This window comes from Agarivorans litoreus, assembly GCF_019649015.1.
GTDB lineage: Bacteria > Pseudomonadota > Gammaproteobacteria > Enterobacterales > Celerinatantimonadaceae > Agarivorans > Agarivorans litoreus.
The window spans coordinates 998,532-1,019,511 of record NZ_BLPI01000001.1; the positions used below are offsets into that span (position 1 = coordinate 998,532).

Annotated in this window: 20 protein-coding genes; 12 read left to right on the plus strand and 8 right to left on the minus strand. The window is 45.1% G+C overall.

The annotated features are described in order from the left end of the window. Nucleotides 1-76 precede the first annotated feature (76 nt). The 3 genes from K5L93_RS04620 to K5L93_RS04630 all read left to right on the plus strand — a co-directional run bounded on the left by K5L93_RS04620 (nucleotide 77) and on the right by K5L93_RS04630 (nucleotide 2,232). A complete protein-coding gene (locus K5L93_RS04620) occupies nucleotides 77-910 on the plus strand; it encodes an ion transporter (protein ID WP_246614985.1) in 834 nt (277 codons plus the stop codon). Nucleotides 911-977: 67 nt separating this feature from the next. Continuing rightward, nucleotides 978-1,685 (plus strand): glycerophosphodiester phosphodiesterase family protein, encoded by a 708-nt coding sequence (locus tag K5L93_RS04625; RefSeq protein ID WP_220718670.1) that lies wholly within the window; start codon nucleotides 978-980, stop codon nucleotides 1,683-1,685. A 49-nt stretch (nucleotides 1,686-1,734) separates the two neighbouring features. After that, nucleotides 1,735-2,232 (plus strand): hypothetical protein, encoded by a 498-nt coding sequence (locus K5L93_RS04630; protein ID WP_220718671.1) that lies wholly within the window; start codon nucleotides 1,735-1,737, stop codon nucleotides 2,230-2,232. On the opposite strand, the gene K5L93_RS04635 is transcribed toward K5L93_RS04630, so the two are convergent. Then, the gene (locus K5L93_RS04635; protein ID WP_152781889.1) at nucleotides 2,229-2,774 is read right to left on the minus strand and encodes a GNAT family N-acetyltransferase; all 546 of its coding nucleotides are present in this window, start codon (nucleotides 2,772-2,774) and stop codon (nucleotides 2,229-2,231) included. The genes K5L93_RS04630 and K5L93_RS04635 overlap by 4 nt on opposite strands. A 9-nt stretch (nucleotides 2,775-2,783) precedes the next feature. Further along, entirely contained in the window at nucleotides 2,784-3,128 is a 345-nt protein-coding gene (locus K5L93_RS04640) for a DUF2956 domain-containing protein (protein WP_220718672.1), read from the minus strand. Between the two features lie 171 nt (nucleotides 3,129-3,299). Here K5L93_RS04640 and K5L93_RS04645 point away from each other — a divergent pair, with 171 nt between their 5' ends. After that, a complete protein-coding gene (locus tag K5L93_RS04645; protein ID WP_220718673.1) occupies nucleotides 3,300-4,520 on the plus strand; it encodes a uracil-xanthine permease family protein in 1,221 nt (406 codons plus the stop codon). Nucleotides 4,521-4,582: 62 nt separating this feature from the next. On the opposite strand, the gene K5L93_RS04650 is transcribed toward K5L93_RS04645, so the two are convergent. The 3 genes from K5L93_RS04650 to K5L93_RS04660 form a co-directional block, all read right to left on the minus strand. Then, the gene (locus K5L93_RS04650; RefSeq protein WP_220718674.1) at nucleotides 4,583-5,929 is read right to left on the minus strand and encodes a DUF1501 domain-containing protein; all 1,347 of its coding nucleotides are present in this window, start codon (nucleotides 5,927-5,929) and stop codon (nucleotides 4,583-4,585) included. Nucleotides 5,930-5,938: 9 nt separating this feature from the next. Beyond that, on the minus strand, nucleotides 5,939-7,828 hold the full coding sequence (locus tag K5L93_RS04655; RefSeq protein WP_246614986.1) for a DUF1800 domain-containing protein: 1,890 nt from the start codon (nucleotides 7,826-7,828) through the stop codon (nucleotides 5,939-5,941). A gap of 358 nt (nucleotides 7,829-8,186) precedes the next feature. Then, the gene (locus tag K5L93_RS04660; RefSeq protein ID WP_220718676.1) at nucleotides 8,187-8,780 is read right to left on the minus strand and encodes a LysE family translocator; all 594 of its coding nucleotides are present in this window, start codon (nucleotides 8,778-8,780) and stop codon (nucleotides 8,187-8,189) included. Nucleotides 8,781-8,900: 120 nt separating this feature from the next. On the opposite strand from K5L93_RS04660, the gene K5L93_RS04665 reads away from it, so the two are divergent. After that, complete coding sequence (locus K5L93_RS04665) at nucleotides 8,901-10,286, plus strand: aminotransferase-like domain-containing protein (protein ID WP_220718677.1); 1,386 nt, start codon at nucleotides 8,901-8,903, stop codon at nucleotides 10,284-10,286. 109 nt (nucleotides 10,287-10,395) lie between these two features. Further along, nucleotides 10,396-11,238, plus strand: a complete 843-nt coding sequence (locus tag K5L93_RS04670) for a 23S rRNA (adenine(2030)-N(6))-methyltransferase RlmJ (protein WP_016403823.1) — start codon at nucleotides 10,396-10,398, stop codon at nucleotides 11,236-11,238. Between the two features lie 130 nt (nucleotides 11,239-11,368). Here K5L93_RS04670 and K5L93_RS04675 read toward each other — a convergent pair whose 3' ends face one another. After that, entirely contained in the window at nucleotides 11,369-12,178 is an 810-nt protein-coding gene (locus tag K5L93_RS04675) for a phosphotransferase (RefSeq protein ID WP_220718678.1), read from the minus strand. A 46-nt stretch (nucleotides 12,179-12,224) separates the two neighbouring features. Here K5L93_RS04675 and thiB point away from each other — a divergent pair, with 46 nt between their 5' ends. From thiB to K5L93_RS04700, 5 genes are all read left to right on the plus strand, one after another. Then, nucleotides 12,225-13,208 carry a thiamine ABC transporter substrate binding subunit gene (thiB, locus tag K5L93_RS04680; RefSeq protein WP_220718679.1) on the plus strand — a complete coding sequence of 328 codons (984 nt, stop codon included), beginning with the start codon at nucleotides 12,225-12,227 and terminating at the stop codon, nucleotides 13,206-13,208. A 3-nt stretch (nucleotides 13,209-13,211) separates the two neighbouring features. Then, the gene (locus tag K5L93_RS04685) at nucleotides 13,212-14,786 is read left to right on the plus strand and encodes an ABC transporter permease subunit (protein ID WP_220718680.1); all 1,575 of its coding nucleotides are present in this window, start codon (nucleotides 13,212-13,214) and stop codon (nucleotides 14,784-14,786) included. Next, nucleotides 14,770-15,471: a thiamine ABC transporter ATP-binding protein gene (gene thiQ / locus K5L93_RS04690; RefSeq protein WP_220718681.1), complete on the plus strand. Its 702-nt coding sequence runs from the start codon at nucleotides 14,770-14,772 to the stop codon at nucleotides 15,469-15,471. Before K5L93_RS04685 ends, thiQ begins: the two co-directional genes overlap by 17 nt. 96 nt (nucleotides 15,472-15,567) lie before the next feature. Beyond that, nucleotides 15,568-15,906, plus strand: coding sequence for a hypothetical protein (locus tag K5L93_RS04695; protein WP_220718682.1), 339 nt, complete (start codon nucleotides 15,568-15,570; stop codon nucleotides 15,904-15,906). Between the two features lie 305 nt (nucleotides 15,907-16,211). Next, nucleotides 16,212-17,708 (plus strand): hypothetical protein, encoded by a 1,497-nt coding sequence (locus K5L93_RS04700; protein WP_220718683.1) that lies wholly within the window; start codon nucleotides 16,212-16,214, stop codon nucleotides 17,706-17,708. Between the two features lie 50 nt (nucleotides 17,709-17,758). Here K5L93_RS04700 and K5L93_RS04705 read toward each other — a convergent pair whose 3' ends face one another. Continuing rightward, complete coding sequence (locus K5L93_RS04705; protein WP_220718684.1) at nucleotides 17,759-18,538, minus strand: GGDEF domain-containing protein; 780 nt, start codon at nucleotides 18,536-18,538, stop codon at nucleotides 17,759-17,761. A 146-nt stretch (nucleotides 18,539-18,684) separates the two neighbouring features. Beyond that, nucleotides 18,685-19,557, minus strand: a complete 873-nt coding sequence (gene dapA, locus K5L93_RS04710; protein ID WP_220718685.1) for a 4-hydroxy-tetrahydrodipicolinate synthase — start codon at nucleotides 19,555-19,557, stop codon at nucleotides 18,685-18,687. 317 nt (nucleotides 19,558-19,874) lie between these two features. Between dapA and rsmC the strand changes: the two genes are divergently transcribed. Beyond that, nucleotides 19,875-20,906: a 16S rRNA (guanine(1207)-N(2))-methyltransferase RsmC gene (rsmC, locus tag K5L93_RS04715; RefSeq protein WP_220718686.1), complete on the plus strand. Its 1,032-nt coding sequence runs from the start codon at nucleotides 19,875-19,877 to the stop codon at nucleotides 20,904-20,906. Nucleotides 20,907-20,980: the final 74 nt, after the last annotated feature.

The window sequence follows — 20,980 nt, forward strand, 5'->3', positions numbered from 1 at the left end:
ACCGGAAAACCCAGCAACTACCATTGCGTATTATTCCCGATATACTTAAGCCAGAAAGCTAATCAAGGATGAATGTGTGTCTAACGAAACAAGCAAACAAAGCCCAATGCAGCAGCGGCTTTATGAGATAATTTTTGGTTACAACTCAAAGGCCGGTAAACGCTTTGATCTGCTATTAGTTGTCGCCATTATCACCAGCGTAAGCGTGGTTATCTTAGATTCGGTGAGTGAGTTTGAGCAGCTCTACCATACCTGGTTTATCGCTATTGAAGTGGTGTTTACGGTATTTTTTACGCTGGAATACATCGCCCGCTTGTACTGCTCTCCGCAACCTAAAGAGTACGCTAAAAGCTTTTATGGCATTGTTGATTTATTGGCTATTCTGCCTACCTATTTAGCGCTGCTTTACCCCGCCGCTCAAGTTATGCTTTTATTTCGTTTACTGCGTATATTGCGAATTTTGCGGGTGCTTAAGTTAGTGCGCTATATGAGTGAGGCCAACGTGCTACTGCGCGCCTTAATGCTGGCAAGGCGCAAGATTTTAGTGTTCTTATTCTGTATCTGCTTAATTACCACCATTTATGGTGCCTTAATGTATGCCATTGAAGGGCCCGAAAACGGCTTTACCAGTATTCCTAAGAGCATCTACTGGGCAATTGTTACCATTACTACCGTGGGTTATGGCGATATCTCCCCTGCTACACCATTAGGGCAAGCACTGGCGGCTTTAGTCATGATAACCGGCTTTGCCATTATCACCGTGCCAACCGGCATTGTGGGCGCTGAGTTAGTAAACGAGATGCGCAGAGAACAGCGCGAACATCGTTGTTTACACTGTGAGCGCGCAGGTCACGACCATGATGCAGACTACTGTAAACACTGTGGAGCCAGCCTATTAGAACAATCATAAAAATGTATTATTCAGGCATTAGTCTGCTGGGCTAAACTGAATTACATAACTTAATAACGGTAAATCTATGGTGATTATTGTAGGACATCGCGGCGCAGCAGGCAGCGCGCCAGAAAACACTTTAGCAGGTTTAGACCGAGCTGCTGAGCTAGGTTTAAGCTGGGTCGAATTTGATACCTTTTTAGCAAGTGATCACCAAGCTATAGTATTTCACGATGAAAACTTGGATCGCTGCACCCACAGCAGCGGCAAAGTGGCTGATCACAGCTTAGATCAATTGCTAACCATCGATGCTGGAGTTAAGTTTGCGCCAGAGTTTATTGGCCAACAAATCCCAAGCTTGCGCCAATATTTAATACACGCCAAAAAATTAGGGTTGAAGCTAAATTTAGAGCTTAAGTATCACCAACAGCCCCGCCAACAGCTTGCTGAAGCGGTGCTAGAGGAGATTAAGCACTGTAATTTTCCCTTAAGCGATTTGCTGATATCCAGCTTCGATCATCAAATTTTGTTGTTTTTACATAAACATGCCAAGCAATTAGAGCTCGCCCAGCTTTATGAAGCCCCTCCAGAAAACTGGCGACAACAACTCGCAGACATTGATGCCGTTGCTTGCCATTGTAATTATCAAAAGCTGAGTGTGGCCCAAGCTAAACAAATCAAACTGGCGGGTTATCGTTTGTCTACATACACTGTAAATGAGCCCACCGAAATCACCGCATTGTTACCATGGTTGGATATGGTTATTAGTGACTTTCCTGAGCGATTTTTATAGTCCCTAAGTGTGTGGAAAGTTTGCACACTTAATTCGCAGGAAGCGAGCCATGACGCCAGCAAACTTGTCACCTAAGCAGCAACTTAAAGAACGTATTCTCGATCAGGTATTGGCCTTTCTATTAGAGGGTGATTGGCAGCAAATTGAGATGAAGAACATCGCTAGCCAATGCGCTATTAGCGACGCTGAACTTAACGACTGCTTCCCTAACTTGCAATCAATTACCTCAGCGGTAAATAGCCGACTAACTCAAAACTTTATTCAACACCTAGATTTAAGTAGCCGAGAAAGTTTGCGCCTCACGTGGTTAGACAGCCTTGAGTCTCCGCGTTTTCGGGCGATTGTGCATTTGTTTATTGATGCGTCTCAGCAAAAAAGTGTGGCGTGGCGTTTAGCTAACGTTGGATGGAATCAGTTTACTAACCATGTGGCTAGCCATTTAGGTTATCAGGCCGTGAATCAAGATCTCCCCTGGCTGCTGGGGAAATCGATGCTCAAATTTATTAACCAACGTGGTCGTACATCACTTAAAAGCGTAGATAGCTAACTTTGTGGCTGTAGTAGGTCATCGCCAATCAGTGAGTAAATTGCCGCATGGCAGGGCTTGCCGTAATCCAATACTCGTGCACGTGCTAAGCATTCAAACTGAGCGCCGGCCTTTTCGGCAACCCGGCGGCTGGCAAAATTTTCTTCAGCGATAACCAACTCTAGTCGGTTTAGCTGCAAAGCATTAAAGGCATAATCAGCCATTAAACGCACGGCTTCGGTAGCAATGCCTTTTCCGCTGGCGCTGTCTTTTATCCAATAACCCAGGTTGGCAGCGCGGTAATTCCATTCAATACGATTAATGGCAATAGCGCCCAAAAACTCACCACCTTGGCTCGCAAATATGCCCATATCAAAGGCAATATTCTTGGCGATTGCAGCCTGGCTTAGCGCTAACCAAGAGCGGCTTTCCTCTTCAGGGTAATCTTCTTCCATCCAATCTAGCCAACGACAGCCGCTAATAGCCGTTTCGCGAACCGCCTCGGCATGGGCGACAGCATCGCTTGGTAAGTAAGGGCGAATAAGTACGTGCTTGCCGCGCATGTTTAGCTCCTAATTTGGCGAGTAACTATAAACATAGGCTGCAAAACCTATCCACGACAAACCTAGCAGTAGCCAAGGCAAATACTGCGGCTTGTTTGAGCCTGCAGATTGTGGGCTTTTCTGTGCTTCAACTTGCTTATCGCTTTGCTGGCGAGCTTGTTTTTTGCGTGCTTTGTCGGCTTCACGCATTTTAGCTTTATGCTGCTTTTTGTATTGCTCAATGCCTTTTTGAATACCCGCCGATATTAATTTGGTTTGCTCTTTGGTTTGACCCGGCCGCTGATTAGCTTTTGCTATCGCATCTGCCGTTGTCACCGTTTCATCTGAGACCTTTTGTTTCTGTTGCTTTGCCACATTACCTCCTAGCGTAGAGTATTACTTTGAACTATCCCGCTACATAAGTCTAAAAGATCACGCAACTATAATAAAACAAAGACTTTTTTAAAGAGTAACTACCTTGATCATTTTTTTATAGCAGCCTTAGGCTTACACTAAGCAAATTTTTTTGTTCAGGGAGAATGACGGATGAACACCCCACTACTTGGGGCACAAATGTTACTTGTTGCATTTGGCGCTACCACCTTAGTACCACTATTAACCGGAATAAGCCCCAACCTTGCACTGTTGGGTGCGGGTATTGGTACCTTAATCTTTCAGTTTTGCACCAAGCGACAAATTCCTATTTTCTTAGGAAGTTCATTCGCCTTTATTGGTCCAATTATTTTGGGCACGCAACAATTTGGCTTACCTGCTACCTTAAGTGGCCTAATGGCTGCAGGCTTAATGTTCATTATTATTAGTGCCGTGGTAAAAGTACGTGGCGTTAAAGTGATTGAGCGCTTTTTACCACCGGTAGTGGTTGGCCCTGTAATTATGGTGATTGGCTTAGGCTTAGCACCAGTTGCGGTAAACATGGCGCTAGGTAAAACCGGTGATGGCTCAGCGGTATTGGTTGAACAAGACATCGCATTGCTTATCTCTTTAGCCGCCTTGTTCACTACCATTGTGGTATCTATTTTTGCCAAAGGCATGTTAAAACTGATGCCAATTATTAGCGGCGTAGTGGTAGGTTATGTACTCAGCTTATTCTTTGGCTTAGTAGATTTTACTTCTGTAAGCCAAGCCGCTTGGTTTGCGATCCCAGAGTTTGTAACACCAGAGTTTAACTGGCAGGCCATTCTATTTATTGCCCCGATTGGTTTGATTGTTACCATTGAACACTTTGGTGACATACTGGCAATCTCCAATGTTACTGGCAAAAACTTCGTAGAGAAGCCTGGTATTCACCGCTCATTATTGGGTGACGGTTTAGCCACTATGACAGCCGCCAGCTTTGGTGCACCACCGGTTGTAAGCTACGGCGAAGTAACCGGCGCGGTGAGCCTACTTAAAACCTACAACCCAGTGATTATGACTTGGGCTGCAGTATTTGCCATTGGCCTAGCTTTTGTGGGTAAAACCGGTGCCTTGTTGTTGTCGATTCCGGTACCGGTAATGGGCGGCATTATGTGTTTGTTATTTGGTGCTATTGCTGCCATTGGTTTAAACACCTTAATTAGCAAACAAGTTGATCTCTCTATTCCACGCAACTTGGTGATTGTGTCTGTAACCCTAGTGTTTGGCATTGGCGGCATGGCCGTTGGCGTAGGCGAGTTCACCCTTAAAGGTGTTGGCCTGTGTGGCATTGTAGCGATTATTCTTAACTTGGTATTACCTCAAGAAGAGAAAGCAACAGAAACCAAATAGGCTTAGTTTACTACTCAAAAGGCCAGCATCTCGCTGGCCTTTGTTGTTGCTAATTTAAGCCCTTAGCTAAACATCGACAGATGCGTTTGATTAAAGTTGCTAAGGCTTGGGAAGAGCTCCAATACCTCACTATCACTTAAGCCAAACCAGCGGGCTAAACTGGCAAAATATTGCTCATTTGCCACTTGTGGAATCATTCGACCACCGCCCACATCATAAGCGCTGTCTAAGGCTTGCTCGATAACCGAGCCATAAATCTCGCCACCATTTACCGCGCCGCCCATCACCAGTTGATTACCCGCCCAGCCATGATCAGTGCCGTCACCATTAGAGCTTAGGGTTCTGCCAAAATCTGACATGGTGAAAGTAGTCACTTGATTAGATAAACCTAAGCTCGTTATCGCGCTGTCAAACTCAGCCATGGCTTGAGAAAGCTGCTGCAATAAATCCGGGTGATTAACATTTTGATCATCGTGAGTATCAAAACCGCCCATGCCGACAAAAAAAACTTGTCGCCCTACCCCAAATTGCGATTGCACAGATAAGGTTTTGGCAACTGCAAGCAATTGCTTAGACAAATTGCTATCACCAAATACATCGGTGAACTCTTCGGCGCTGCCAAGCGCTTCGTTTAGCTGCTCGGTATTGCTAATCGAGGTGTCTAATTTATCACTGTAGCTTTTTGCCAAGGGGTGACTGGCACGACTAAACATTTGCTCGAGTTGTTGCCTAAAATCTTGAGTACGTTGCGAAGTACTGTTGTAAGCATTCACTCGGGTAATACCCGATTTATTCATGGCAAAAGGAATTGCATTTGGGCCAGTTTGCCACAGGTTATTTCCCGATAAAGAGATGTTTGAACCAAAGCTATCATGTTGATTGAGCAACTCTAAAATGCGCCCACCCCAACCATAATTAATACTTTCTTTTTCTCGACCTTGCATCCACGTGGCTTGCTGGTCGTTATGTGAAAACAGGTTGTTAGGTATAGCAGCACTTTTGGCTTTGTACTGCTCCAAGGTAATTGGCGCAACTAAACTCCCTACGCCAGAAACTACCGCAAGCTTTTGATTATTAAACAAAGGTGCAATGGGTGATAACGCAGGGTTTAAACCAATTCCCCCATCAACTGCGGTAATCGGGTCAATCGCAATCGCATCACTCACCGCCAGATTTTGGCGACTGTTTAAGTAAGCCGCTAAAGGATCACCTTGCTGAGGAATTAGCATATTGAAAGAGTCGTTGCCGCCTTTCAAAAAAATACATACTAAGGCTTTAAATCCATCGGCGCTGGCCGCGGGTGTCGCCAAACTTGTCATCGCTTTTAATTGCATACTGGTGAGCGCTGCCATCGACACCCCACCTTTTAAGCACAGCGATAAAAACTCTCGCCTGTTTTTATAAGTCATCTCAGGCTCCTAAAGCTGAACTATGTAGTCGGGAGACACCGACACGGTAAACAACAAAAATGCAACTTGCTGATAAGGGGTCCAACTCGACCAAATATCCTGCACAGCACGCAAGGTTTGGCGCTGGTCACTGCTCATGCTGCCGCTATAAAACAAGGTATCGTAGTAATCGAATAACGCTTCTAAACCCTGTTGCTCAAGAATATCCACGTGAGCTTGCAGGCTCAGCATAATGCGTTTATCACTTGGCTCAGAAATCAGCTCTTTTATGTTCCATAGAAAGCCGCTGTATTGGCTATTAAACTGACCAATTAACGCTGCGTCATTAGCAATTTGTAGCTCTGGTGCAACAATATCTAACTCCAACAAATCGGCAGGCTGATAATCTGGCCTAAAGAAATTAAATACCGACGGTGAGCCCAGCGGGGTTTGTCCGTGGCTGTCGTTTAGTGACCAAGTGAAGTACCAATTAGCAGGGCTAGCGGCATCTAGTTCACGCCAGAACTGAACGGTTCGTAATAAAGGCTCGCGAATTTTTCCGTAGTAACTAATGACTCCTGAGTTTTGCCTAGCTTCATCATCAAGCAAAATAGCGCTAACTACAGCCGCTAAATCACCGCGCTCTCCACTGCCATTGTCATCAAATACATTGGCTACACGCTCTACATATTGTGGTGTGGGGTTTGACGTCACTAAACGTTGAATAAGCTGCTTAGAGATAAATGGCGCAACATTAGGGTGCTCAAATAGATTATCTAGCGCATCACGCATGTCATCTTCAGCAGTTTGCCCCCCTGCTAGCACCACACCATTTAGCAGTGTTTTGTCCTTTTGCGAGTGATAATCAGGGTAAGCTTCCATAGGGATAGTGAAATTACGGCTTGGTCGCTTCCAACGGGCGCTTGCACCAAAGGTCCAACCGGTGAAAACTCTCGCAAAACCTTCAATTTCCTCTTGCCCATAGGTGGCAATGGTATTGCCTTCACCATCGCGTTTAACGCTACCATCTTGATTCAGCTCAGCTAAACCAATGGTAAATAACTGCATCACTTCTCGGGCGTAGTTTTCATCTGGGCGAATATTAAGTTCTTCGTCAGCTTTTTCGTTGCCTAAATGACTTAAATAAGTGCCCATTACTGGTGATAAGGTTACGTCTTCCAACAGCTCACGAAAATTACCAAAGGCATGGGTCAGCAAAATATCTTGATAATGCGCCATGCCTTCTGGCTCGCCGCTCAAAGCAGTATTACTATCAGATACAACAAAAATCTCACTTAAAGCAAAAGCCACCCGCTGTCGCAGCTGGTCTGGAGCATTAAGAGAGGCCTTCCACCACGCATCAATTCGGTTAATTTGGTTTGGCTCTTCACGGTCTGGGTAATTAGCCACTAAAGGTAAGTGCTTGGTTATTGGCAACTGCATTTGTTCGGCTAACCACTCTTGCTCGCTAATGCCTGTTGCCTCGTCAATTTCGCTGCCTTTAGGCCCTAAAGTAGCTTGGTGCAATAAGCGGGCTGCTTGCGAGCTGCTCATTGCGTTTTTCACCTCAAAAGTCAAACGCTGGCGAGTTACTTGATCCTGGTCGTTAGTAATAGCAACTTCAAAAGTGTAAGTATCAGCGCTAAGGCTAGTATTGTTATCTGGAACAATTTCCAATTCTAAACTGTCGCTTTGAACAAAGTTAATGCTAGGGCCCGATACTTGGCGCCATTCAACTTTGCTAATGGTGCCTAAACCAGTTGCTTTCGCTCTTAGGCTTACAGCTTGCCCCTTGCGGGCGGTTTCAGTTAGCTCTACTTCTACATTGGGCTCTTGAGGCTCTGCAGGTCCAGACTCTGAGCCCCCACCACCACAAGCAAACAATAACAAAAGCAAAGCAATACTAATCAGACTTCGCATTAACACGTCCATGTTATTAACAAATAAAAAGATAGAGTGTCTAGAAACCAAACCTACAAATCAACAACTTGCTAACATCTGGTTTATCTATACCTGTTAGCGCGACTTTACACCAACAATATGATTAATAAGCGCACAAGGCTCTAAATATGACCAAAGTAGTCTTCGGCTAGTTTATAGGCGGGATACCCAGCACAATGAACAAGTGGGCTTGACTAAGTGATCGGCTGAGCATAGGCAAGCGCTCATATTATTGGGTTATTGGGAGATAACAATTCGTTAAAATCAGTAATATGACCAAACAGCGAAGGACAAAACGCAATACTAAGCACATCGAATACCCAGTATTGCTAGAAACTTACACCCACAACAGCACTACGCAGCTAGCCGTTAAGAATGACATGGTGATATTAAAACGCTGCCGAGCGATAGGAGCACTTAACCAACGGGCAATAAACTTTCCAAAGCTTACCCAAATTGAACCAGTAACCGGATTCACCAAGAAAAACGTGAGAACTAAAGCCCAAATAGACTCCCAGTAAGCTTCGCCCGGTAAGGCAAAACTGGCCACTGCCGAAGAGGTCATCATCCACGCTTTAGGGTTTAAGTATTGAAAACCCAGTGATTCAAAAAAACTCAGCGGTTTTGCCATCTGCTGCTTAGCTAGCTGACTTTGACGCAAAATACGCAAAGCCAAATAAAGCAAATAAGCACTGCCCAATATCTTTAAGGTCCATTGCACACTAGGATATTGCTGAAACACCCAACTCAATCCCAAGCCCATCAGTAAAATCATCGTTGCAATGCCCGTTGGGATCCCAGCCATTTGCGGCACACTGCGCTTATAGCCAAAATTAGCACCAGAAAAGGTTAACAACATATTATTAGGGCCAGGCGTGCCAGCCATAACAAAAGCAAATAACACCATAGATGAAAATAACGCGATATCCATACCGTCCTCCCAAAATCAAAATTGTATCGATACAATCAACCAAAATGATTAAAAAATCGTAGTTAAGTCTCATTGCTCACGCTAATATAGCGCTAACAAGAGATCAAAAGGTTTATTGTCATGATGACAATTTGGCAGGACTTAGATAATAGCAATAACAAAGCGACTCAAATTGTTGAACAGATCCGCCTTCATATTGAGCAACAGCAACTTAAACCTGGCGAAAAATTACCGCCTCAGCGACAACTGGCAGAGCACCTCGCTGTTACGGTAGGTACAATTAGCCGCGGCTACGCCCAAGCAGAACTGCAAGGTTTAATAGAGTCGAAAACCGGCAGTGGCAGTTATGTAAAAAGCCCAACCAATTATCAGCAACAATGGGGGAGCTTAAAGGGCAATAATCAGCATATTGAGCTTTGGCAAAACACCGCCTTTACCCAAGCGCGGGCGCAGCAGTTGGTGCCCTTGCTGCAAAACTATGCTCAAGCAGGAGAGCAGCTCGATCAGTTATTAGACAATGACCACAGCCAAAACTTAGTGGCTCAGCGTGAATCGGTGTGTGCTTGGCTTAATCAGAGCAGCAGCTGCTTTAAACCTGAACAACTTTTTTTTAGTTATGGTGCCCAGCATGGCTTAAATCTATGTTTAATCGCCCTTGAATTGGTCGGTGAACGGGTACTGTGCGAGGCCCTGTGTTATCCCGGCTTAATCACCCTCGCTAAACAATTAAAGATAGAGCTAAAAGGTGTTGCCTTAGATGAACAAGGCATTTGCCCAGATAGCCTGCTAAGCCATATCGAGAAATATCATCCCAAAGCTTTATACCTTACGCCAACCCTGCAAAACCCAACTACCGCAATAATGTCCGAAGTCCGACGTCAGCAAATCATCGATATTTGTCGTGCGCATCAGGTGATTATTATTGAAGATGATGTATGTGGCTTACTGCCCGACCAACGCCCACCAGCCATGGTTGAAATGGCACCGCAACAGGTTATTTACTTAAACAGTTTCTCTAAAGGCGCTTTTAAAGGGCTTAGGTTTGCTTACTTACACACGCCGGCTCACTTGCAAACCGCCTTTAATAGCGCGATAAGGGGCAGTGTTTGGAATATTAGTCCTTTGCTGGTTGATGTGGCGATCCAGTGGATACAAGCCGGTTTTGCCGACAAAGCCCTAATAGAGCAACGACGCTTAATTGGCCAACGGGCCCAGCTACTTCACCACCATTTAGCAGGCATGGATTACAGTTACCAAGAAGGCGGTTTACATTGCTGGCTGCGCTTACCCGCTAACTGGCGCTGCAGCCAATTTGTTGCTGCAGCACAGCAACACGGTGTAGAGGTCGCTTCTGCAGAGCATTTTGTGGTAGATAATCAAGCTAGCCCTAACGCAGTGCGTTTATCTTTAGGCCAAGCTGAATCTAACCAACAACTCGATCAAGGCTTAGCAATATTGGCCAAGCTGCTAAATACCGCACCAGAGCAAAAACGGCAAATATTCTAAGCCCTAAAACCACCGATAAACTTGCATCTGCGCTGGTCTCTACCTAGACTAGCGCAATATTGCCAGCCTTGGCTGAGCCCTCATATTTCTTCAATGTCGAGACAACACTTTGTTAAGCTATCGTCACTCTTATCATGCAGGCAACTTTGCCGATGTACTTAAACACTTAGTGCAGCAACGCATCATTTCTTACCTTACTCAAAAAGATAAACCCTTGTGTTACATCGACACCCATGCAGGCGCTGGGGCGTATAGCCTTAATAGCCCAGAAGCTAAGAAAAAGAGTGAGTACGAAAACGGCGTAGGTAAACTCTGGGATGCTGAAGACTTGCCCGAGTTGGTTAAAAACTACCTAAAGCTGGTTAATCAAATTCATCCAGAAAAAACTCGCCAGCACTACCCCGGTTCACCGTGGATAGCCAAAATGATGCTACGCCGTGAAGATCGCTTATTTTTGCACGAGTTGCACCCAAGTGAACAAGCGCCGTTAAACAGTTTATTCCAGCGTGACCGCCGCGCCAAAATTCGCCAAGAAAATGGTCATCAAAGCCTTATCGGATTGATGCCACCCAAAGAGCGCCGTGGCTTAGTATTAATTGATCCATCTTACGAAGTTAAAGACGAATACCAAACGGTGGTTAAAACCTTAAAAGAAGCTCACAAACGCTTTGCCTCTGGTACTTATGCACTTTGGTATCCTGTGGTAGACCGCCACCGCATCGACAAACTAGAAAAGCAGCTCATCAACAGCGGCATTAGCAATATTCAATTGTTTGAATTAGGTATTCGCCACGACAGTGAAGAGTTTGGCATGACCGCCAGCGGCATGATCGTCATTAATCCACCATGGACATTGATGAAAGAAATGCAAGAAGTACTACCCTATTTAGCAGAAACCTTAGGCGAAGAAGGCGAAGGTAATTGGCGCGCCGAAGTACTGGTAGAAGAGTAAGCTAACATGCCCAACTGGCGCGCCTTGCGCCAGTTATTCTAAGCCCTTTCACTAAATAACATCTTTTATAAGCTCGCTAAGTCATACACATTTCTGTATCCCTGCAAGATTACGTTAATAAGTTGAAGTCCTAAACGTTAGCGAACAACCAGCGCTCTGTGCGCTGGTTTAACCCAGCTAAACTGGGTTGATATTGCCAGTACCAAGCCAGATCTAATAGCTCAACAGCAGCTTCTAACAAAGTAAATTGAGCTTCGCTTAATTGAGAGGCTAGCACTAAATCTTGGCGCTGCTGGCTGCTTACTGGGCAACGTACCGCAACACTAGCAGCATCCCAGCCTTGCATAGAGCTGGCAGCATATTCCCAATCCAATACAAACAATTGCTGCTTGGGGCTAAGTAGCAGATTGTCTAAATGTAGATCATGATGATTAAAGGCTAGCCCGCTTGGCCAAAGCTGCTCCTTAAGCCATGCCAAAGCGAGTTGTCGAAAACGCTTCGCTTGAGCGGTGGAAATATCCGCCACATAACGGCTTATATAGAGGACCATATCAAACTTGGGTAATCCCTCGCCTAACCGTGGCAAGCTAATGATTATCGACAATAGCTGCTGCCAAAGCGCGTCAGAAAAACAGCTTAAGCCACTAAGCACTTCACCAGATTGGTAATGATAGAGTAGAAACCGCCCCTTAAAACTTAGCGGGTGCAAATCAATAATCCACGCTTGACCTTTAAGCTGTTGTAATACTTCTCTTTCGCGTTGATAATCCAAGCCATAACAAGGCTGTTGTTGATTGAGTCGCAATACCAAGCGTTGGTGTTCGGTTGTTAATAACCAAGAATGCTGATGTCCCCCCGCAAAACGGTCTACTGTTAGAATGTTGCCCAAATGCTGTTGTAAATAAGTGGCTATCGATTCTGGCAGTGGAGAGTTAGGCAAAGTGACGTCCGGCGGTGGTCTTAAATCTATTATCAAGGAGTGTAAGATGAAAAAATTGCTATGGCTAGCCTGCTGTACTCTTAGTGTATTTGGCTTAAATGCCCAAGCAAACAGCGAGCTAACGGTTTATACCTACCAAAGCTTTGTCTCTGACTGGGGGCCAGGCCCAGCCTTAAGCAAAGCCTTTGAAGCTGAATGTAACTGCAGCATTAACTGGGTAGGTTTAGACGATGGCGTAGCCATTTTGAACCGCTTAAAGCTAGAGGGAAAACGCAATAAAGCTGATGTTATTTTAGGTTTAGACACTAACCTTATCCCAGAAGCTGAAGCAATTGGTGCAGTGCAAGCTCACCAATTAACCCTTCCAAAGTTAGCCATAGACTGGCAAGACAACAACTTTGTGCCTTATGACTACGGTTACTTCGCGTTTATTTACAATACCGAGTTGTTAAAGAATAAACCTAGCTCAATGGAAGAGCTAATTAATGAGTTTGATGGCACCATTCTTTACCAAGATCCGCGAACTAGCACTGTAGGCCAAGGTTTAATGCTTTGGCTAAAAGCATTATATGGTGATGATACCGAGCAAGCTTGGAGCAAGTTAAAAGATAAAACGGTTACCGTAACCAAAGGCTGGAGCGAAGCTTACGGCATGTTCTTAAAAGGCGAAGCCGATTTAGTGCTAAGTTACACCACCTCCCCGGCTTACCACATGGTAGCCGAGCAAGAAAACCGCTACCAAGCGCTAGAGTTTAGTGAGGGGCACATGAGCCAAGTGGAAGTGGCTGCAATAAGTGCAACCAGCCAACAGCTAGAGTTGGCTCAGCAATTTTTGGCTTTCTTGGTTAGCGCACCTGCTCAACAGGTTATTGCCACCACCAACTGGATGCTGCCAGTAAACCCAGAAGCTGAGCTGCCAGAAGCCTTCTCAACACTTGTAACACCAAAAGCCTTAAGCCTTGACCAAGCTACTGTTAGCCAACAGCGTAAAGCGTGGACTAAAGAATGGCGTAACACGGTTAGCCAATAATAAATGATGAAGAAACTGGCGGCCATTGCGGGTTATACCGCCAGTGCATTTCTTGCCTTGGTAATTTGCGCTGCCTTTTGGGGCCTTGCAGAGCAAACCAAGGAGTTAAGCTGGAGCGCGTTTAACGATCCCTATTTATGGCGAGTACTGCGCTTTAGCCTTTGGCAAGCTTTGCTGTCGGCATTGCTCGCCTGTGTTGGCGGTATATTGCTCGCTCGCGCTTGGTTTTATCTGCAACCCAAAAGCCTTAACTGGCAGTTGCGCCTAGCAAACTTATGTTTTGTATGCCCGGTGATTTTGGTGGTACTAGGCTGCGTTGGTAGCTTTGGCTTAAATGGTTTTTGGCAACATTTAGCCCCTTTTTCATGGAAGATATACGGCCTACCGGGCATTTTAATCGCACATACCTTTCTAAACATGCCGCTTATAGCGCGCTATTGTTATTTGCAATACCAAGCCATTCCTGCCAGCTATTGGCGCCAAGGCAAGCAACTTGGGTTCAGCCAATTTAGTTATTGGCGCTTAATCGAATGGCCAATGTTGCGCTCTCGCTTGGCAGGTTTGTTTGGCTTAGTGTTTTTATTGTGTTTTGGTAGCTTTACGATTGTGCTGGCACTAGGTGGTGGGCCGCAAAGTACAACTCTTGAGGTGGCGATCTATCAGGCGCTTCGCTACGATTTTGATCCCTTATTCGCACTTCAATGCGCCTTATTGCAACTGCTTATAGCAACTAGCCTTGGCTGGTTACTACTGGGGCGAGAACAACAAGATAGTATTCGCCACCAACAAAGCTTAACTAGCATTCATCAACACACCACCCTGTCACTTACCTGGCACCGGCTAATTATTACCAGCTACTATCTGTTTATAAGCTCAGTTGTCTTAGGCATGTTTAGCCCGCTGGTAGCGCTTAGCTGGCAAGCCTTACCTTGGCAGCAGTGGATAGAAAGCAGCTTGTGGTCGTTAAACATTGCGCTACAAAGTGTGGTTTGGGTGTTAATATTGGGCAGCGCTCTTTTGTGGCAATACAGCAGCAACTTAAACCAAAACAAAGGCGCGAAAAGACACAAAGGCCAAGAGTTACTTGCGTCTGTGATGCTATTAGCACCAGCCATGGTGATTACCACCGGGTTGTTTTTTCTACTGCTTAGCCGCACCGACATTAGCCGCTATACAGTGCCCTTAGTTGCGTTAATTAACGCCTTAATGAGCTTACCGTTTTATATGCGTAGCCTAAAACCGGCCCTCAACGACAGCGTAAAGCAATACGCCAAACTTAATCAGAGTTTAGACCTGCCAGCGCTTAGCCAAGTGCGTTTTATTTATTGGCCTTTAATGCGCAAACCCTTAAGTGTGGCGATTAGCTTGTGCATGGTTTTATCTTTGGGTGATATGGGAGTGATTGCGCTAATCGGCAGTGTTGATGTCACCACCCTACCACTCCTTCTGTTTCAACAACTCAGTAGCTATCAATACGCTTTAGCCAGTGCCACAGGGCTAATCATGCTACTGCTATGTGGTGTCATATTTTACTTACTCGATATTAGCCTCGGACGAGACAATGCTGAACATATCTAAGCTACAGTGCCAACGCCATCACCAGCACTTTAGTTACTCTCTAGAAGTAAAGCCCGGTGAAGTGGTGGCCTTATTAGGTGCCAGCGGAAGCGGCAAAAGCACCTTGCTGGAGCTTATCTCCGGGTTTGTTCAGGCTAGCTCGGGCAGTTTAAGCTGGCAAAATGAAGACTTGTTAACACTGCCGATCAATCAACGGCCGGTAACTTCACTATTTCAGCAGCATAATTTATTTCATCATTTAAGCCTCAAGCAGAACATCGCTTTGGGTATAAGCCAGCAGCTCAAACTCAGTGCTGCCCATCTACAGCAAGTAACCGAGATAGCCGACAACCTAGGCATTTCTTCTATCTTAGATAAACGCCCAGATCAGGTGTCTGGTGGTCAACAACAACGCGCCGCGCTAGCTCGCTGCTTAATTCGCCACCGCCCTATTCTACTGCTAGATGAACCCTTTAGCGCACTTGATCCGATGTTACGTCTAGAGTGTTTAGAGCTAGTTAAACAACTCGCTGAGCAATATCAGCTAGCGGTATTGATGGTAACGCATCAATGGCAAGACGCATTGAGAGTTGCCCAACGAGTGGCGTTTATTGAACAAGGCAAAACCCAGCAATTTGCCAGCGTTGATGAACTGCAACAATCGCCGGCCAATCAACACATTGCCCACTACCTAGCCTGTAGCTAGGTTTTTAGCTATTCAGCTCTCATGGCAGTAAAGTTTGTATTGATTCAGCCGATATAAGTCCAATGGTCATTTATGTACTTGGGTTAGAGCTCAGTTATGCAGGTTAATTACAATCTACAAGCCGCCTCGTTAGAATCTACCTATCAAGCTCGCCAGCGAATCGAAGGCACCGCACCGCGTCAAACCATTACCGAGTATACGGCGCAGCGCCAAATGACCAATCCAGGTACTGCGGTATTTGGTAATAACGATGTTCAACCCGGATTAACCGCCACTCAGCTACGTGACAGTGACGACGCCAAACAAGCTAACCGTAAGGCAATTCGAGAAGCAATGGGACGCAGTGTGGATCAATCGGCAACCCACATTCGTTTGTACTTTCAATATATGGAAGAAAAAGGCACCCGAGGCCCACAATTACTGGCTCGAGCCTAAACGCTAATAAACCATTGCTGTCTGTAATTTACCTATTAATTACTTTAATTCTCCCAACCAACTTAACTGCTAAAAATAATCACTTTATTTACGCATGAAAAATCTATTCTGCACTGTAGTTGAATTACCAATAAAACTAACCAACAGCCTTAGCGATAAATTACTCGCTCCCCAAAAAAACAGCAATAACCACTAAAGTATAAATAAAGCACAGCGCAAAAACCTAAAATCCAGATGAAATGGCTTAGTTATTGCTAATTACGTAGCAGTATTAATATTTTGACGCGTAGTTTGAGGAATTTTCAGTGAATAAAGCTTTGTTACCCAGTTTGGTTGCCACCCTTATGTTAAGTGGCTGCGGAGGAGGTGACAGCTCGCCTTCTACGCCCGGTGCTCCCAAGTACAATTGGCAAATAATTCAATTGCATACCCTAAAAGAGAGTGATGTAAAATCGGGCTGTATTATTTATGGCACTTCAGAAAGCGATCCTAGCCGAGTAATAACAGCATCCGTTGCCAACGCTGGCTACAACATCCTCTTCCACAACGCTGACGGCTCAATTATCAAAGAACAAACCATTCCAGCTATTGATGTCCCTAGCAGCGGCATTGTGACCATTGATAGCGGCTTAGTACCAGAGGACGGTTACGTTTCTCTGGAAGAGGTTGATAGCAACTTAAGCGGCAACCCCGATGTGTATATGCTGAGTGTAGAAAAAGCCCTATTAGGCCACAAAGTGCTAAACGTACGTTCAGCCCAAACTGGCAGTAGCTGTTACGCAGGTAAAGACTATCGTTCAATTAGCGATACCTCAGATACCGCCGCATTATCGGTGCTACAAGAAAGTGGTATTAGTTATTACCAAACCAGTTATTCGGCCAATGCGGTATCTGGTCGCAATATCGCTTCACATATTCCAGTGTTATCCCCATTACCTGCCAGCCGTGACACCCTAGTTACAGCGTTTTACGATAGCGATAACGGTCAACACACCAACTTAGCTTATTATGGTTTTTTGGCGCCAAGTTTTGTCTACGACAGTGACAACTATGACGAAATTGTTGCGGCTAGCCTAAGCAATCAAGATTTAATGCTAATGTACTGGCAAAGTGCAAACAACCTTGACCTAGATGAAGGTAGCGCAATTTTAGCCATTCACAATAATCAAAGCTATCAATGGCAAACCCTATATCAGGATGTAGACACATTTTCGATAGTTCCTAGTCTTCACCAAGTCAGTCATTGGCTAGGTTTGTTCTCCGGCACCAGCAATGACAGTTTTTGGCAGTTCGAGAGCGTAATAGCAATAGACGAAACCGACTCGAGCTTAAACTTAACACTCCCAGAACTTAGCCCAATCACCAGTGTGGACATCAACCAAGCTTGTTCTGCCGAACGAGGTGAAGCCAAACACTGTATCGATAATGCAGATAGCTTTTCTGCTGATGACTTTGCTGTACAACGTAGCCAAATAAAGGCGCTTACCCATACTAATCGTGCTTTCTACCAAAGCATTTACGCCACACCTAAAGCTCTGCAGCCCTTGTTAGAAAGCAGTGCCGTTGAGTTGTCTATCCAAGATTTAGAAAGCCTTGAACTTGCGTTAATTGACGCAGACTTAACAAACACACAGCAAGATTACTTTATGGCTAAGTATCTAAACACTATAGCAATTGCAGAAACAGGCCAGATAAAGCCGTTTAGTGATGCCAATGGATTAGTCATCACTCCCGACGATTATGAAAATATCTATCTCGAAATGCTAAAAAGCAGTGCTACTGTAGTGCAGCAAGCAAAGTAAAACTAGAACTCAAGTTCAGGTAACTCGCCTTACCCAAGATGCCTGAACTTTTATTTCGTAAAGCCTAGCGCCTCTACTGTATCTAAACGGTGGGCTAACAAGGTATCAACGTTGTCACCATGCTCCGGGTAATAGGCCCAGCCCATTTTTAAGCTATCTAAGGTCACCCCTTCTAGTTGCCTTTGCAACTCACGACTCAGTTTACTGGCGACTGTATTTACCGCTCCCCTGCTGGTGCCATACAACAAAGCGATTAACTCCCCCTCTTTAAACTGGGCAATGCTGTCGGAGCGGCGCAACTGTTCTTGCAAAACTTTAGCAACAATAGCGCAGACTAGGGAGCTATCATTGCTGGCGTAATGCAAAGTAAGGATGGCAAAAGGTTCGTGATTACGCTGGCTTAAGCGCATGGCTTGAATTAGCAGCTCTCGAAACAACGACGCTGAGAGTAAACCGCTTTGTGGATCACGCAGTTTAGCTTCGTCGTTTATCACTGGCATGGTTAAGGGCAATACACTCGCCAGCAAATACTGCTGCTGTTGAATTTCAACCGGCATTCCGTGAATTCGCAGCCATTCGTCATCGCTGTGGCAATAATGACAAAAAAAGGCTTGCTGGCTTTGCAAGCTGGTATGTAAAGCTTGTTGAAAAGCAGCACGGCAACGTAGGTCAACTCGCCCCAGCCACTCCTCTAGGTTAAGCTGCTCAGAACGGGCATCTAGCCATGGGTAACGCACCGACACTTGGCCGTTATCAGGCTGCAGTAACCAATATCCGCTATCAGCTTCGACAATGCCATGAAAAAAACTCACCAGATCTATTTCTGCCACTACTACGTCCCTGAAGTTTGCGTGATTATCAGTATAGCAGAGTTAAATCAGGGGCTTAGCTTAAGCGAAGGAAAGCCATAGTTGAATAAACGCTAAGTAAATAAAAAGGCCAAGCAAGCTTGGCCTTATCAATAATTATATTATTACTAAATGAGTTCTAAGTTCTGCATCACATTGCGGATACGGGTCTTGGTTGAATCTGACAATTCAGTCACCGGTAAACGGCATTCTGCTTGGCATTTATTCAACAAAGACATCGCATACTTAGCACCAGCAGGGCTAGGCTCGGCAAACATTGCTTGATGCAAAGGAATCAACTTATCTTGAATCTCACTGGCTTTAGCGTAATCACCATCTAGGGTAGCTTGCTGCATTTGAGCACACAGTTTTGGCGCTACATTGGCAGTAACCGAAATACAGCCTTGACCACCACTTAAGTTGTAAGAAACTGCAGTAGCATCTTCACCGCTTAACCAACAAAAGTCTTGCTCAATTAATTGGCGTTCAAATAATGGACGAGATAAATCACCAGTAGCATCTTTAACGCCCACAATGCGTGGTAACTGCGCCAGTTTAGCAATAGTGCTAGGGCTTAAATCTACCACTGCGCGTGGCGGAATATTGTATAAAACAATCGGAATGTCGGTGGCATCGTGCAGCATTTTAAAGTGCTGATACAAGCCTTCTTGATTTGGACGGTTGTAATAACCCGCCACATGCAAGGTAGCATCGGCGCCAGCTTGTTGAGCAGCCTTAGTATATTCAATGGCTTCGATTGGGTTGTTTGAACCAGCGCCAGCAATAACAGGCACGCGCCCTTTTGCCTGCTCTACTACCGCTTTAACTACAGCAATATGCTCATCGTGAGTTAAGGTTGGACTTTCACCCGTTGTACCTACAGGCACAATACCGTGAGTACCTTGGCCAATATGCCACTCAACCAACTCGCGAATCGCTGCATAATCTACTTCACCTTTAATAAAGGGAGTAACCAACGCTACTATCGATCCTTTAAACATGCCCGCTCCATCACTTACTTCAAAAATAAAAAAACCCGGTCACAGTGGCCGGGTTCAAAAACGTTTTTTCGATTTAGTTACACCCAGCCGTTAACCACCCGCGTTTTAATTCGGGCCGTTTATACTTCTTCAATTCTAAAGAAAATGGCAACAAGCTGCTGTCCTTAACAATCAAAATTCTTGCTAGCTAGTTTCCTTAGCACGCGGTAAAAGTCAAGTAACCTTAAAAATAAATCCGCATAAGTTCTCATGAGATAGCCTTTTCCTTGAAAACTTTTTATTATTGCGGGTAACCAACGCCCCAACCAAGCCAGATTATGAATACCTCTCCACACCCTACCAGCCAGGTCCTTGCTCGTCATGATGACTTATTCACTCAACAGCATTTAGTGGTGGCTGGTCAACTAGCCGACAACTACCTCTTGAGCTTGCTGGAACAGGTGGCATCGTTGCAGGTGTGTTGTAGTCACTTTGGCTACCACCAGTATTTTGCAAAGCACCCAAGCAGCAAGCTCCATAGTCAATTTAACGCAGCACCAACCGTAGCAAGCAACAGCAATGCTTTGCTGCTATTTATGCCTAAGGCCAAACAAGAAGCCGCTTATTTATTTGCCTGCATTTTGCCGCAACTTGAAGTTGGCGCCGAGATATTTGTAGTAGGCGAAAACCGCGGCGGCGTAAAAAGTTGCGAAAAGCTGCTGGCTGAATTTGGTATTAAAGTAAATAAAATCGACAGTGCACGCCGTTGTGGGCTCTATTTTGGCGTGCTCAATCAAGCTGCACCACAGTTTGATGCTAGCCGTTGGCAAAACAGCTTTGAGGTAGCACTTCCTAACGCATCCCTAAAAGTAAAATCCCTTCCTGGGGTATTTAATCATGGAAAACTCGACCAAGGCAGCCAGTTGTTATTGGAACACCTACCCACTTTGCAAGGTAGCGTGCTCGACTTTGGGTGCGGAGCGGGCATTATTGGTGCAAGCCAAGCGCTTTTACACAAAGTAGACATTAGTTTGCTCGATGTAAGTGCATACGCCATTGTCAGTAGCGAAGCGACCCTTAAAGAAAACCAACTCACTGGAACAGTAATTGCTTCGGATGGTTTAAGCGAGGTGAAGCAGTGTTTCGATTTTATTGTAAGCAATCCGCCTTTTCATGCTGGTGTCGATACCCAGTACGAAACCACTGAGACATTTCTTACCCAGGCAAAGCAGCACTTAAACGCCAACGGTGAGTTATGGTTAGTTGCAAATAGCTTTTTACAATATGAAGTACTAATTAAGCAGCACTTCTCCCGCTTTGAGAGCGTATTCGACAACAAAAAATTTAAGATTTTACGTTGTTGTGTATAGAAAAGACTTTTTTTTAATGTGGAATTACTAAAAGCCAGTTTCTGCTATTTACATTAAGGTAAATATCTGGAAAC